Source organism: uncultured Gimesia sp. (genome assembly GCF_937910335.1).
GTDB lineage: Bacteria > Planctomycetota > Planctomycetia > Planctomycetales > Planctomycetaceae > Gimesia.
The window spans coordinates 1-14,228 of sequence record NZ_CALEMX010000535.1; the positions used below are offsets into that span (position 1 = coordinate 1).

Here is a 14,228-nt window from a genome sequence, read left to right on the forward strand (position 1 = left end):
ACCAGCGGTAACTACCACCCACACGGTGATGGCTCTATTTATCCAACTCTTGTGCGACTGGGACAAGACTGGGTCATGCGAAACGTCCTGATTGATAAACAGGGGAATTTTGGGTCGCTTGCAGGCTTACCTCCTGCCGCCATGCGTTACACTGAAGCAAGACTATCCGCGGTTGCAGCTGAAATGCTGGATGACATCAACCGAAATACCGTTGATTTTGTTCCTACCTATGACCAAAGAAATAATGAGCCTGTAGTTCTCCCCGCAAAATTCCCTAACCTCCTGGTTAACGGATCAAGCGGTATCGCCGTCGGGATGGCAACCAGTATTCCCCCACAAAACATGGGAGAAGTCTGTGAGGCAGTCACTCTATTGATTGATAATCCCGACGCTACCATTGATGAAATATTGCAGGTGATGCCTGGTCCGGACTTCCCGACGGGAGGCATTATTTGTGGTCGTTATGGAATTCGTAAAGGTTACGCTACCGGTCGCTCAACGATTACACTACGCGCCCGCACACACTTCGAAACTGAAAAACAGTCCGATGTGATCGTGGTCACAGAAATCCCTTACATGGAAACGCGTGACAGGATCAGGGAAAAGCTGGAAACATTAGTCCGAGACGACCGAGTCAAGGGAATCTCGCGAATTGTTGACCTGACTGATAGAAACGTCCCCCCCTGGAAAGTACATCTTCAGATCATCTTAAAAAGGGATGCTGATAAAGAAGTCGTTTTGGCTCAACTATTTAAGTTTTCTCCCCTTCAGAGTACTTTCAGTCTTATTCTGTTGGCATTGGTTGGCAACCGTCCAGAAACACTTTCCGTTAAGGAATTGATTCAACAATTCCTCCTGCATCGCATTGATGTCATTCGTCGACGGACCGAGTTTCTACTGGCAGAAGCCCGCAAGAGAAAACATACTGTTGAAGGCTTGATGATCGCTCAGATTGATATCGACGAGGTCATCAAAACCATCCGCAATTCACCCAGTCGAGCGGAAGCAAAAGTCGGTCTGCAAGGTATGCAGGTTGATGGCAAACTCATAGAACGGGCATTAGGTGAAGAGGGTTTCAAGGAATACCAGAACGAACAGGGTGTTCACGAATTTTATTCTTTATCTGCCAATCAGGCGGAAGCCATCGTATCCATGCAATTAGGATCATTGGCGAATCTGGAACGAGAAAAACTGAGTGACGAACATAAAGAGTTGCTCAAATCTATCGGAGAATATCTACATCTTCTATCCGATGAAGATCATATCCGAGCTCTGATTCGTGATGATATGCTGCATCTGAAAGAGAAGTACTCAGATAAACGTCGAACTGATATTTCCGATGACGAGCTGACTGATGTGAATCGTGATGATTTAATTACAGAAGAACCCATGGTCGTAACACTATCACAAAAGGGATATATCAAGCGAACTCAATTAAACACATACCAGGCACAAAATCGAGGTGGAAAAGGAATCAAAGGCGTCAAGACTGACGAAGAAGACCCGATTCAGCACCTTTTTGTTTCCAGCACTCATTCTTACCTTTTATTTATCACAAACCGCGGACGTGTCTATTGGCAAAAGGTCTATGACCTGCCCCTTCAAGGCCGGACTGCCAAGGGAAGAGCTCTGGTGAACCTGCTGACGCTTAAGGAAGATGAAACCGTCTCTAACTGCGTCGCAGTACGAGAATTTGATGAAGAGCGGTTTCTTGTAATGGTAACGCGAAATGGAATCATCAAGAAATCACCACTTTCTGCTTATAGTCGTGTCCAGAAAGGAGGCATCATCGCCATCAAACTGGATGAAGATGATGAACTCGTCGAAGCATTAATCGTTTCCCCCGGTGAAGACTTATTACTTGCGACTTCAGACGGGATGTCCATTCGTTTTGCACAGTCTGATGCGCGCAGCATGGGCCGCAACACACGAGGCGTAAAAGGAATCAAGCTCTCAAAAACGGGGCACGTGATTGGAATGGTGATTGCAGACCCTGACACTTGCCTGTTAACTGTTTGCGAAAATGGGTTTGGCAAACGGACTCCGTTTGGCTTTATTCCCAGCAGTCCAGATTCCGAAGATGACTCTCCCGAATCTATGGATGATGATTCTCCAGAGACGGACGAAGAACCTTCCTCAAGCGAGTCTGATTTAGACGAAAGTCCTGAAGATGAACAGGAAACGCGAAGTGGAATGCATTACCGCCGTCAAAAACGGGGTGGAAAAGGGGTCCGCGACATTCGTACTTCCGCCCGAAACGGTCAAGCCGTAGATATTATTCCCGTTGCCGAAGATGATGAAGTACTCATGGTCACAAAAAATGGTATCATCCAGCGGGTCCGTGGTCGTGAGATCAGTCAGGTTGGGCGAAATACTCAAGGAGTACGCGTCATCAAACTAGCCGAGAACGATAAGCTCGTTTCATTAGCCAGAATTCCAGCAGAAATCTTTGATGATTCCGAAAATGACATTGCGATCAATCAGGAAACAACCACAGATATCCCTGCCACAGAAGAAAACAATGGTACTGATTCAGGATCAGACTCGGAATAATATTTTCCAACACGAGTATCACAATTTCTTGAGAACTATTAATTATGGAGAATTAAATGAGGCACATTTTAGTGACAGGCGGGTGTGGATTTATTGGATCAAACTTTATCCGCTATCAGCTCTCTGAATACTCCGATATTTCAATTACAAATCTCGACAAATTAACTTATGCCGGCAACCTGGAAAATTTAAAGGAAATTGAGTCACATTCCGGGTACAAGTTTGTTAAAGGAGATATCGCTGACAGTAATTTTGTAAATTCACTACTGGAATCGACAGACTTTGACGCTGTGATTAACTTCGCTGCTGAATCGCATGTCGACCGTAGCATTCTTGACTCAGGCCCATTTATCCAGACAAATATTGTAGGAACTCAAATTTTGCTTGACGCCTTCCGCAAGCAAAACATCCAGCGTTTTGTACAAGTTTCAACCGATGAAGTTTATGGTAGCCTGGGATTGGAGGGTTTATTTACAGAAGAAACTCCGATCGCTCCTAACAGTCCCTATTCTGCCTCTAAGGCTGCTGCAGACTTACTCGTTCGCAGCTATTTTAAAACCTTTGATTTACCCGCGATCATTACCCGATGCTCTAATAATTACGGCCCTTATCAGTTCCCTGAAAAACTGATTCCTCTGTTCATTTCGAATGCGATGGAAGATAAAGACTTACCAATTTACGGAGCAGGCACCAATGTTCGTGACTGGATTCACGTAAATGATCATTGTCGTGGTATTGATGCTGCTTTGAGAAAAGGAGAAGTGGGCCAGGTTTATAACTTCGGTGGTAATGCAGAGATGCAGAATATTGAAATCACACGGGTACTACTCAAATTACTGAATAAACCAGAAAGTTTAATTAAGTATGTCACAGACCGTCCAGGGCATGACATGCGATATGCCATTGACTGTAGTAAAGCAGAATCAGAACTAGGCTGGAAACCTGAAACCGAATTTCAACCTGGATTAGATGCGACCCTGAAATGGTATCAGGAGAATCTGGACTGGGTGAATCGAATTCGATCCGGAAAATATCTTCAGTACTATGATCAACAGTATGGGAATCGTTTAAATACATAGTCGTATTCCAATTTTGTCACAGGCTCTATTTTTCAAATGAGATCTTCCTGAGGGTCCAGCAGACGGGAAACCGTTTTTCATAATGGACGACAACGATTTTTACACAAATATATGAATGAATCATTTTTTTGAGAACATTATGAAAATAGTAGTTATTGGGACAGGATACGTCGGTCTGGTTACAGGCACTTGCTTTGCCGAAAGTGGAAATCATGTCACTTGCATCGACATCGATGAACACAAAGTTCAAAAACTCAAGTCTGGTGAAATCCCGATTTATGAACCCGGTCTGGAAGAAATGGTCAAACGAAACACAAATGCGCAGCGTTTGTGTTTCACAACCAGTTATGAAGATTCAGTCCCCCACGCCAAATGCATATTCATCGCAGTAGGCACTCCGCAAGGTGAAGATGGTGCTGCAAATCTGGAGAGTCTCTGGAAAGTGGCAGAATCTCTAGCCCCTCATTTGTCAAAAGACGCGATCGTCATTATTAAGAGTACTGTTCCGGTCGGCACAAATCGAAAATTAGCAGAGCAGCTTCAAGCTTTGACGGGAAGAGTTGTCGATGTCGCTTCCAATCCTGAGTTCCTGAAAGAAGGAACCGCCATTGACGATTTCTCCAAACCAGACCGAGTTGTAGTAGGCGTTTCTCGGCCCGAAATCGCAGAAACACTACATGAACTTTATCAACCGTTTCTGCGCACAGAACACCCATTTCTTTCCATGGAACTTGAAAGCGCCGAAATGACAAAATATGTTGCTAACTGTATGCTAGCTACAAAAATCAGCTTCATTAATGAAATGGCAAATCTCTGTGAGCGCGTGGGAGCCGATATCAACCAAGTGCGACGGGGAATAGGGCATGATCAAAGAATTGGATTTTCTTTTCTATTTCCAGGTGTAGGCTATGGTGGATCCTGCTTCCCCAAGGATGTTTCTGCACTTATCTCAGTTGCTAACAATCAAAAAATGCAACCAACGATCTTGAATGCCGTTGATCAGGTAAATATCAACCAAAAAAAAGTCTTATTTGAAAAGATCAGCCGTTACTTCCACGAAGACCTGAAAGGGAAAACCATTGCCATCTGGGGACTCGCTTTCAAACCTAAAACGGATGATATCAGAGAAGCTCCCGCACTGGTCCTGATCGATCAATTGTTAAAAGCAGGTGCAAATCTGCAAGTACATGATCCTGTAGCGATGGAAAATGTGAAAGCCGAATATGGTGATCAACTTTCCTATTTTTCTCATCACCATGAGGCCCTGGAAGGTGCTGATGCCTTGGCCATCGTAACGGAATGGAATGAGTTTCGGCACGCGGACTTCGATTATATTCTCAACAAATTGTCAAACCCGGTTATCTTTGATGGACGTAATTTATACGATCCTGAAAAAATGAAAGAAAAAGGAATTCAGTACTTTGGCATTGGCATCAGCGCATCAAAGTAAAAAACAATCATCACTTTCTATTATCATGCCATCGTAAATAAATTGGACATAAAACATGGACCACGAACTCAAAGATAAATGCCAGGGAATCATTGATCGCATCGTCAAATTACGAGACTCTCTTTGACTATGCTGGCAAGAAAAATAAGACCGTCGAAATCAATGAACTGATGGGTGCTTCTGGCTTCTGGGATAACCAGGAAAAAGCACAGGAACTAGTCAACAGTTTGCAGCAGCTGCAACTAATCGTGAAACCGTTAACGGAACTAGTGTCTGGTGCAGAAGACCTTGAAGTTTTGATGGAATTCATTGAAGAAGACGGAAGTGAAGACAGCATTCCAGAGCTTGTCGCAACTGCAGACAGACTGGAAATAACCCTGGCTCACCTTGAACTTCAGTCGATGATGTCTGCGCCAGAAGATGGCTCGGCTGCCTATCTCAGCATCCAGGCTGGAGAAGGGGGGACAGATTCATCAGATTGGGCAGAAATGCTGTTGCGCATGTATTTACGTTGGTGTGAACGCCGCGGATTCAAAGTAGAACTGCTTGACCGATCCGATGCAGAAGAAGCTGGCATCAGAAGTGCCACCATTCGTATCGAAGGTGATTACGCATATGGTTATCTGAAGGGGGAAACGGGGAATCATCGACTTATCAGAATCAGCCCATTCGATTCTGCAGGACGCCGCCATACTTCTTTCGCGGCCATTGATGTCTCTCCAGATATGGGCGAAATTGCGGAAATCGAAATCAATTGGGACCAGGATATCCGTGAAGACACTTACCGCGCTAGTGGAGCAGGGGGGCAGCATATTAACAAAACCGATTCTGCCATCAGATTAACTCACCTGGCATCTAATGTCGTTGTTCAATGCCAAAACAATCGTAGCCAACATAAAAACCGGGCTGAAGCCCGTAAAATGTTGAAGTCGAAACTGTTCCAAATCGCACAAGAAAAGCGGGACGCTGAACTTGCTGCAAAGCGGGGAGGCAAATCTAAAATCGGCTTTGGAGGCCAAACCGTACGGAATTACGTTTTACATCCTGAACAATATGTCAAGGATGCCAGAACAGGATATAAAGCTGGCAATCCCGGTCCAATTCTGGATGGAGATCTGGATGGTTTTCTAGAATCATTTCTCCGCTGGGGAATGTCAGGCGACTAAGTATTCATTCAGCAAGAAATCTTGTTCGATATTTACAGATCGGGGAGAAAATAATGCCACAGCGATCAGTCCGTTTCGTCGTTTTAATTACCTTGTTTACATTTCAGCTAACAAGTTGCCAAAAAATAGAGCATCCTTCTCCCCCAGCGAAATCAAATGCGGAACCGCAAGCGAAACAGGTTGGTTTACAGGACAAAAAACCAGAAGGATCTAGTGAGCCAGCAGGTGATGTCATCCCTGATACCGGTTTGACTGCGAAAGAAATCGAAGCAGGTTGGATAGCCTTATTTGATGGTCATAGCCTGTATGGATGGAAAGCCACTAATGACGTGAACTGGCGTGTTGAACAAGGCGTGATCAAAGCCGACACAGGAAAACCAGGATTACTTCAGACCACATCCCCCTTCGCTGACTATGAATTGAAATTTGAGTTCCGATTGACCCCCTCAACCAACAGCGGCGTTTTCCTTCGAACGGTCTTCAATCCGAAAGACCCTGTTAAGGACTGTTATGAGCTCAATCTTTGCGATCAGATGACAGAATATCCGACCGGGAGTTTAGTTGGCCGCAGTAAAATACAAAAGCCTGTCCCAGCCAGCATGGAATGGCAATCATTCGTAGTGCGCCTGGAAGGTTCACAGATCAAGGCTTCACTTAATGGGAAAGAAGTTCTGAATTTCAAAGATACATCGAAGTATCAACGAATGGTTGGTTTTATAGGACTCCAGAAAAACGAAGGCCCGATTGAATTTCGCAATGTCTATCTAAAACCACTTCGAATGTCGACCATATTTAACGGCGTTGATTTGGCAGGTTGGCAGGTTGTTCCCGGATCAAAGAGTACATTTGAAGTCGTCGATAAGACAATACACGTAACGGCAGAAAAGCAGGGCTACCTTGAAACTGAAGATACATGGGACAATTTTCTTTTCCAGGCAACTGCAAAATCTAATGGTATTTCGTTAAACAGTGGCTACTTTTTCCGGGCAATTAAAGGCTCCGAAAAAGGCATGGCGAATGGTTACGAAGCTCAGATACATAATGGCATTAAAAACAATGATCGCACCAAACCGGAAAACGCTGGAACTGGCGCGATCTTTAGACGAACAGAAGCCAGACGTGTTGTCTCAAATGACAATGAATGGTTTACCACCACACTTTCTGCTTACGGCTCACATTTCGCGGTCTGGATCAATGGGTATCAGGTAACAGACTGGGAAGATACTAGAAAACCTGACGAAAACCCTCGCAAGGGACTCCGATTAAAAGCGGGCCACATCAGCCTGCAAGGTCATGATCCGACTACAGATCTGAATTTTAAAGACTTAAAAATCAGTTCGCTACCTGCGGAAACACCTTGATTTCCAGACTACGTTTGACTGCCTGAAAAAGTTCCAGCTCAGGTGCGAGCTTACAGACAATCGTTTCGAACCCGTACAACCTGGAAGCCACTATATTTTCGAAGTGAGACAACCCCATCATACCAATCATGGGAGGAACACCTGTTTGCGCAGCGTGCTCCCTTTCAACCAATTCCCACGGATCTAAATCAAGAATCAACAGATCCGCCTCGCATTGCTGAGACTTGTTTGCAACCTGGGCTCCCCAGGAAACAATCATTTCTTCCAACATCGTTTGATACCAACGGTCGCCAGAATGAATCCCGATCACTGGAGAACCGCCGTCTATATTAAGTTTGCAAGGCTCAGCAGTCACTTGCAATTGAAAGATTTCATCGCGTCCTGCGGTCAATGGAAAAGCGTTCTCTTTCCCCTTTACGATATCCCACTCTTGTTGAATTCGAACACGGGCACAACGAGCTGGCACACGTGTACTGAGAGGCCAAACATCTCTGGTCCTGCCATCTGATTCACACCAGACTCCATAACAACAAACGAAGCGGCTAATCGGAAAACGCTTTACCAGATCGTTCCAATCGTCTCGCGAAAATTCATCCGACCAGTTTTGGCAGATCACGATCAATCCAGGACATTCAATCTCTGTCGAAATTGCATTCAAACAGGAAAGATCAGAAATGCGCACCATCTGACAGATTTGGCTGACTGCATCCAAAACTGCATTCATTTCAGTAGTTTGAGAATTGCCCAAGATCAGTACAAAATCCTGTTTGGGAATATTCATTATGTTGATTTCTAATCTATTTCAAATCTGACAGGCAAAAAATTGATTTCCACCTGTTTTATACCCCATATTACTAGTATTCGAAAAGAGCGATCTGGTATCCAGATATGAGGGGTCCCGGAAATATCTCTCTTGCGAAATCTGGCTTTTTTTGCCATAAAGCAGTTCTTTAATGCGGCTTTCATCCAACAAACTGTCTCTGGCAGAAACTAAAGGATCCAGTCGCATCTTAGGCTTATTTGATGCGGAAAAGGATTTCTTCACATTGCTGGAACCTCCATCCAAAGAGTTATTGCAACGATTAATAGAGCTAAAGCTCTGCACGGCCGCCGATGTAAGGAGATGTCGTCGTCGAGTGAAGAAATTGGCCCGAGGAATCCCTGCATTCGATTCAGTCTGGATTGATGCACTCGTCCAGGCACAGAAAATCACGACTTTCCAAGCGAGAACTCTGGAATCAGGCAATCCAGATCAATTGGCCGTCGGACCCTATTTACTAGTTTCTGAATTAGGTCGTAGCCATAAATCCAGTACTTATATAGCGAAAACACCAGAAAGTACTGAACTCTTTACATTAAAAATCACTCGTCCACAGAATGAACACAGCCCCCAATTAGAGCAAAATTTTCATAACTTGCTGAATCGTTTGCAAGGGCTGGAGCACTCTTCCCTGGTACTCCCTAAAGTCATTAAGCAGCTTCCCGAACATTTTGTGATCATTAGTAGCTACCTCCCCTCAATTCCCGTTTCTGAATTGCTAATTCGTAGAGGTCGATTTCCCGTACCCACCGTAAACGCTATCGGAACTCAGTTACTGGATGCGTTGGCGACTCTCGAAAAACGAAATGTACTTCATAGCGATATTCGACCCTGGAATGTACGACTCAGTTCAACTGGTGCTGCCGTATTAGTTGATACGGGCACGGAATCCATTCTCTCCCCTGAACTCACAATTCATGATTCATTACCTCCACGTTGCTACGACGGCATCGCACCGGAACTAATTGGAACGGGTCGTCACCCCAATGCTCAAAGTGATCTCTATGCCTTAGGCTGTTTACTCTGGGAACTGCTGGCAGGCCGCCCTCCCTTTACCACAGGAGATCCACTAGCCAAACTAGCCTGCCATCAGACAAAAATGATACCAGATATTCGCAGCTGGGCTCCTGAGACTCCCGCAAACGTTGCTGAGGCTTTATTGAAATTCACTTCTTCCAATCCGGAGCAACGCCCCTTAAATATGCAAGAGGCCCAAAAACTATGGCCCGCTGAATCGCAAAGTCCACGTAAAGTACTAAAAAACTTTCATGCATCGTTTCGTATTCAAACAACACGTACATCTTCAGACTCTACACAAAGAAAATCAAGCAGACTGCCTTTTGTCGCAGCTTTAATTTTTGTTCTCTCTGGACTTTCACTTACACTCCTGGATGAGGGAGCGCGCAGCCAATTCCTTAAGATCACATCGAATGTGTCATTCAATAAACAAACCGTGACAGAGCCACCGATTTTGGATTCTGTAGCGACACCAAAATCTGAAAATCCCAATAAACAATTACTGCCTCCCCCCAATGAAAAGGGGATTATTCTTCTGGATTCATTAAGTCCTTACGAAGCGACAAAAATCACCCATGTTGGACCACTCACGATTAAAGGGAGTTCAGATTCCCCTGCAATAATCGAGATTCAGGATGAAGCACTGAGTATCCTTGCAGAGCAGTTCACTCTGGAAAATGTCGTCCTTATTAGCCGTTCCGGAAAATCAAAACCTGGCACACAAACAACTGAGACATTCCAGATTTCCTCACTCCTGAATGTGACAGCGCAAAATGTCACACTCAAAGATTGTTTTCTTGCACAATTAGATGATCAACCACAATTAGATGATCAACCACAATTAGATGATCAACCGCAAGTAGATGATCAACCGCAAGAAAATCAAGGAATCGGTCGCAGTGCCATTCACTGGGAACCCATTGATTCGCAGCAACAGAATCGAAGCCGGCTGGAGATTAAGAATACAGTATTTGCAGTCCCTGAATATGCAATACATTTAACCCATGCCCCACAAATGATAACGCTGACCAACTGCTTGAATATTACTTCACGATCAACATTCTACTTTGAACGACCTCCAGAAATTGATCAGCAGATTCGTCTCAATCTGCAACACCTCACCGTGAGAAATTCTGGTCCACTGCTTCTGTTTCAGTGGAATGATCCCAAAATCATACCTGGTATAGTTCAGATTGAGACTCGGGACTGCGTTTTTGATCTGGTACATGCAGCTCTCATCCAGGCTCTGGGAGAGAAACCACCAGAAAACTGGCTCGCTTCTGTCAGCTTGATCGGAGAAGGATCGGTTGCTTCTTCAGAAATCCAAATCGCTGGCTGGAAAACAGCAGAAGGCCAGCCATTGGAGGAACTGGACAACTCAAAAATGATGATAGAAGGCTTATCGACAGGAAAATTCAAGTATGCGGCCCCACTCAGTCTTCGCCCTGCTGACTCCATGATCGAGGAGGCACAAGTTCCTCGAAAATCTGCACATCCTCCCGGCATTCAGCCCGAAAATTTCCCTGATTTCCTATCGCAACTGCAAACTCTTAAAAACTAAGACTCTGTCGGTAATATCTCGGAGTGCACTCCTTGAAGGAAGCTGAAAGGCTTGGTAATATCACTCTCAGCCCAGTGTAATTTTCACTCAGTCAGGGTGCGCAAACTTTGATTACCCATGATCTGAATTCGTCTACCCACTCAAATCTGATACGACTATGAATATAGACCATGAGTATCGTACCGACATCTCAAGCGGCTGGACGCGTAAACATATCTTAGGACTACAAGACCTTTCCAAAGACGAACTCAATATTATCCTCAATCAGGCTGCAGAGTTTAAGCGATTAGCTGCGATTGGTGAAACCAAGTTGACCCCCCTGGCTGGAACTGTGGTTGCCAATTTATTCTTTGAGCCCTCTACGCGAACCCGCATCAGCTTCGGCCTGGCGGCTAAAAGGCTAAGTGCCGATACCGTTGACTTTTCATCCTCAGGCAGCAGCCTCTCCAAAGGTGAAAGTTTTGTTGATACCGCCAAGACAATCGAAGCCATGGGGGTCTCTTACGTTGTTGTCAGACACAAAACTCCCGGCGCACCACAACTTTTAGCTCAACATCTGGATGCAAATATTCTTAACGCCGGCGATGGCACACACGAGCACCCCACCCAGGCCCTGCTTGATATTTTTACCATCAGGGAACACTTCGGAAAAATTGAAGGACTGACTATCACTTTAGTCGGCGATATTCTGCATAGCAGAGTTGCTCGATCCAATATTTGGGGACTAAAAAAACTGGGTGCGCATGTCATTGTATGTGGACCGACTACTTTAATACCGAGTGAAATATCCAGACTCGGAGTCGAAGTTTCAAATAACCTTGACGAGGTCATAGCACGCACCGACTGTCTGAATCTACTGAGAATTCAGTTTGAGCGTCAACGCGGACATTTTTTTCCTTCCATCCGCGAATATGCCCATCTGTTCGGCATGAATAAACAACGTATCAACAAAGCAAAAGAGGATGTATTGATTCTGGCACCAGGCCCTATCAATCGTGGTGTTGAAATCACACCTGATGTGGCAGATGGACCTCATTCCGTGATTCTAGGCCAAGTCAGCAATGGTTTGATTATCAGGATGGCCTGTCTCTATCTTCTTCATCTTCAGCGCACTGCTTCCTTGGGAAATCCAGGATGAAATCTATTCTCATAAAAAATGGCCGAATTATCGATCCTTCGCAAGATCTGGATCTGCAGGGAAACCTTTTGGTTGAAGATGGCATCATTAAAGGTCTCTGCAAAGAAACAACGGCTGCAGAGGAAGTCATCGACGCAACAGGACTGATTGTCAGCCCCGGGTTCATTGATCTGCACGTTTCATTATGTGAACCTGGTTTTGAAGAAGACGAAACCATCGAAAGTGGGACAGCTGCGGCCCTGGCGGGAGGGATCACTTCACTGGGTTGTTTACCAAACACCTCTCCAGTGGTCGATGACCGCTCATCAGCGGAATTTATATTGCTTCAGGCAGAACGAGCTGCCAATTGCAATGTATTTCCATTGGGCGCGGTAACCAAAAACCACGAGGGTAAAGAGCTTGCCGAAATTGGACAACTTGTGGCAGGCAAAGCAGTCGGTTTTACCGACGCAGATCAACCGATTGAAAATGCTGAGATTATGCGATGCGCACTCGAATATACGCGTATGTTTCATCGTCCGATTCTGAATCGTCCGCAAGTCCCTGAACTGACAGAAAAAGGGCAAATGCACGAAGGTTACTACTCTACCGTGCTAGGCTTGAAAGGTATTCCCGCTGCAGCAGAATCAATTATGGTTAATCGCGATATCGCACTGGCGGAGTTAACCCAGGGTAGAATTCATCTCATGTGTATTTCTACTAAAAACAGTGTGTCACAAATTCGACAAGCCAAGCAAGCCGGCATTCATGTTACCGCAGACGTTACTCCCCATCATTTGGCGCTCAGCGACCAGATGCTGGATACCTATGATCCCCATTATAAAGTGCTGCCTCCACTTCGCTCGCAGGAACATATTGATGCCCTGATTGAAGGATTGAAAGATGGAACCATCGATGCAATCTGTTCTGACCATACACCGCATGCCACTGAAAAAAAGACTGACGAAATCCTAGGTGCTGCCTTCGGAATTATTGGGCTGGAAACACTCATTCCTGTTTGCTTCCAAAGCCTGATCAGACCGGAACATTTATCTTGGTCCGAATTCATCAGTAAAATGACAATTGGTCCAGCAAAGATCCTGGGGCTCAACAAAGGAACCCTGGCTGAGGGAGCTGACGCTGATATCACACTGATCAACCCGGATATCACATACAAGCTGGAACCAGCCAATCTCAAATCATCCAGTCATAACAGCCCCTTTCTGGGGAAAGAACTCCAGGGCAGGGCGGAAATTGTCCTGGTTTCCGGCCAAGTCCGGTATCGAGCAGAAACATAAATTTATTTTTGCACACAAAATGATCGTAGTTGACGTTCCTTTCTATATCATCAACAATATAAACAGATTGGTATAAAAGCATTCTGTTCAATTGTTATACTTTCACTGATTCTCATAATCTTTCCTTTTATTGATCTTTTATGATCCTGTTCTCCAATTATGACAACGATGTGATCTTCTGATATCGAACTAACAACTTAACCCATCTTGAGAGAAATGTCGCATAGCTGTTTGCACATAAATAAGCTAATAGAAATCTCAGGCCTTTAATAAAGACGGGACTTGAAACTAACAATGCAAAATAGATTTTTGAATTTTTATCATCACCCTCAAGGATTCGGTGCTTCCGTCTTATTAATGTTGTCTACTGCACTCATCTTGACTGGCTGCGGAACAGAAACATATGAGCACAGATTAAACGAAACGGCCAAATATTTTGAATACGTTGATATTCGGGATCAGGCTTTAGCAAATAACTGGTCTTCACCGACGGTTAAAATGCGGGCGCCAGTTGAGTTCGAACTGATCAATGCCCCCACAGCGGCACCAGCAACTGACTCTAACGAAACTGAGTCGGTTGATCCTGAACCAACTCAAACCGTCGACCCCAGACAACCAGATTATATTGACCTTGTTCTACCCGGACTGGAAGGTGCCTGGCGCGCTGAAGTTCCTGTTGAACTGGATAATGAAACTAAAGACCTCCCTGCTTATCTTTATGTCCTCAGCAACCATTACCTTCTTAAGGAAAAAATGACGGATGAGGCACTCAGCTTCCATGATGAAGTAAATGATCAGCTTGCCAG

At 44.9% G+C, this 14,228-nt stretch carries 10 protein-coding genes; 9 read left to right on the plus strand and 1 reads right to left on the minus strand.

What is annotated here, in order from left to right; genetic code table 11:
- The 5 genes from Q0668_RS22040 to Q0668_RS22060 form a co-directional block, all read left to right on the plus strand.
- A partial coding sequence (locus Q0668_RS22040) for a DNA gyrase subunit A (RefSeq protein WP_298868622.1) occupies positions 1 to 2,553 on the plus strand: 2,553 nt, incomplete at its 5' end.
- 56 nt (positions 2,554 to 2,609) lie between these two features.
- Positions 2,610 to 3,632, plus strand: a complete 1,023-nt coding sequence (rfbB, locus tag Q0668_RS22045) for a dTDP-glucose 4,6-dehydratase (RefSeq protein WP_298868624.1) — start codon at positions 2,610 to 2,612, stop codon at positions 3,630 to 3,632.
- Between the two features lie 139 nt (positions 3,633 to 3,771).
- Positions 3,772 to 5,082 (plus strand): UDP-glucose/GDP-mannose dehydrogenase family protein, encoded by a 1,311-nt coding sequence (locus Q0668_RS22050; protein WP_298868626.1) that lies wholly within the window; start codon positions 3,772 to 3,774, stop codon positions 5,080 to 5,082.
- 55 nt (positions 5,083 to 5,137) lie between these two features.
- Positions 5,138 to 6,248 (plus strand): peptide chain release factor 2 gene (prfB, locus tag Q0668_RS22055; RefSeq protein ID WP_298868628.1). Its coding sequence is split into 2 segments (ribosomal slippage): positions 5,138 to 5,206 and positions 5,208 to 6,248, totalling 1,110 coding nucleotides; the frame shifts between segments, so codons are not numbered across the junction.
- A gap of 53 nt (positions 6,249 to 6,301) precedes the next feature.
- A complete protein-coding gene (locus Q0668_RS22060; RefSeq protein WP_298868630.1) occupies positions 6,302 to 7,609 on the plus strand; it encodes a DUF1080 domain-containing protein in 1,308 nt (435 codons plus the stop codon).
- On the opposite strand, the gene Q0668_RS22065 is transcribed toward Q0668_RS22060, so the two are convergent.
- Positions 7,581 to 8,390, minus strand: a complete 810-nt coding sequence (locus Q0668_RS22065) for a hypothetical protein (RefSeq protein ID WP_298868633.1) — start codon at positions 8,388 to 8,390, stop codon at positions 7,581 to 7,583. The genes Q0668_RS22060 and Q0668_RS22065 overlap by 29 nt on opposite strands.
- Positions 8,391 to 8,562: 172 nt before the next feature.
- On the opposite strand from Q0668_RS22065, the gene Q0668_RS22070 reads away from it, so the two are divergent.
- From Q0668_RS22070 to Q0668_RS22085, 4 genes are all read left to right on the plus strand, one after another.
- Positions 8,563 to 11,007: a serine/threonine-protein kinase gene (locus Q0668_RS22070; protein ID WP_298868635.1), complete on the plus strand. Its 2,445-nt coding sequence runs from the start codon at positions 8,563 to 8,565 to the stop codon at positions 11,005 to 11,007.
- A gap of 157 nt (positions 11,008 to 11,164) precedes the next feature.
- Positions 11,165 to 12,145: an aspartate carbamoyltransferase catalytic subunit gene (locus tag Q0668_RS22075; RefSeq protein ID WP_298868637.1), complete on the plus strand. Its 981-nt coding sequence runs from the start codon at positions 11,165 to 11,167 to the stop codon at positions 12,143 to 12,145.
- Positions 12,142 to 13,422 carry a dihydroorotase gene (locus Q0668_RS22080; RefSeq protein WP_298868639.1) on the plus strand — a complete coding sequence of 427 codons (1,281 nt, stop codon included), beginning with the start codon at positions 12,142 to 12,144 and terminating at the stop codon, positions 13,420 to 13,422. Before Q0668_RS22075 ends, Q0668_RS22080 begins: the two co-directional genes overlap by 4 nt.
- A 294-nt stretch (positions 13,423 to 13,716) precedes the next feature.
- Positions 13,717 to 14,228 (plus strand): hypothetical protein (locus Q0668_RS22085; RefSeq protein ID WP_298868641.1); only part of this gene is annotated, 512 nt, incomplete at its 3' end.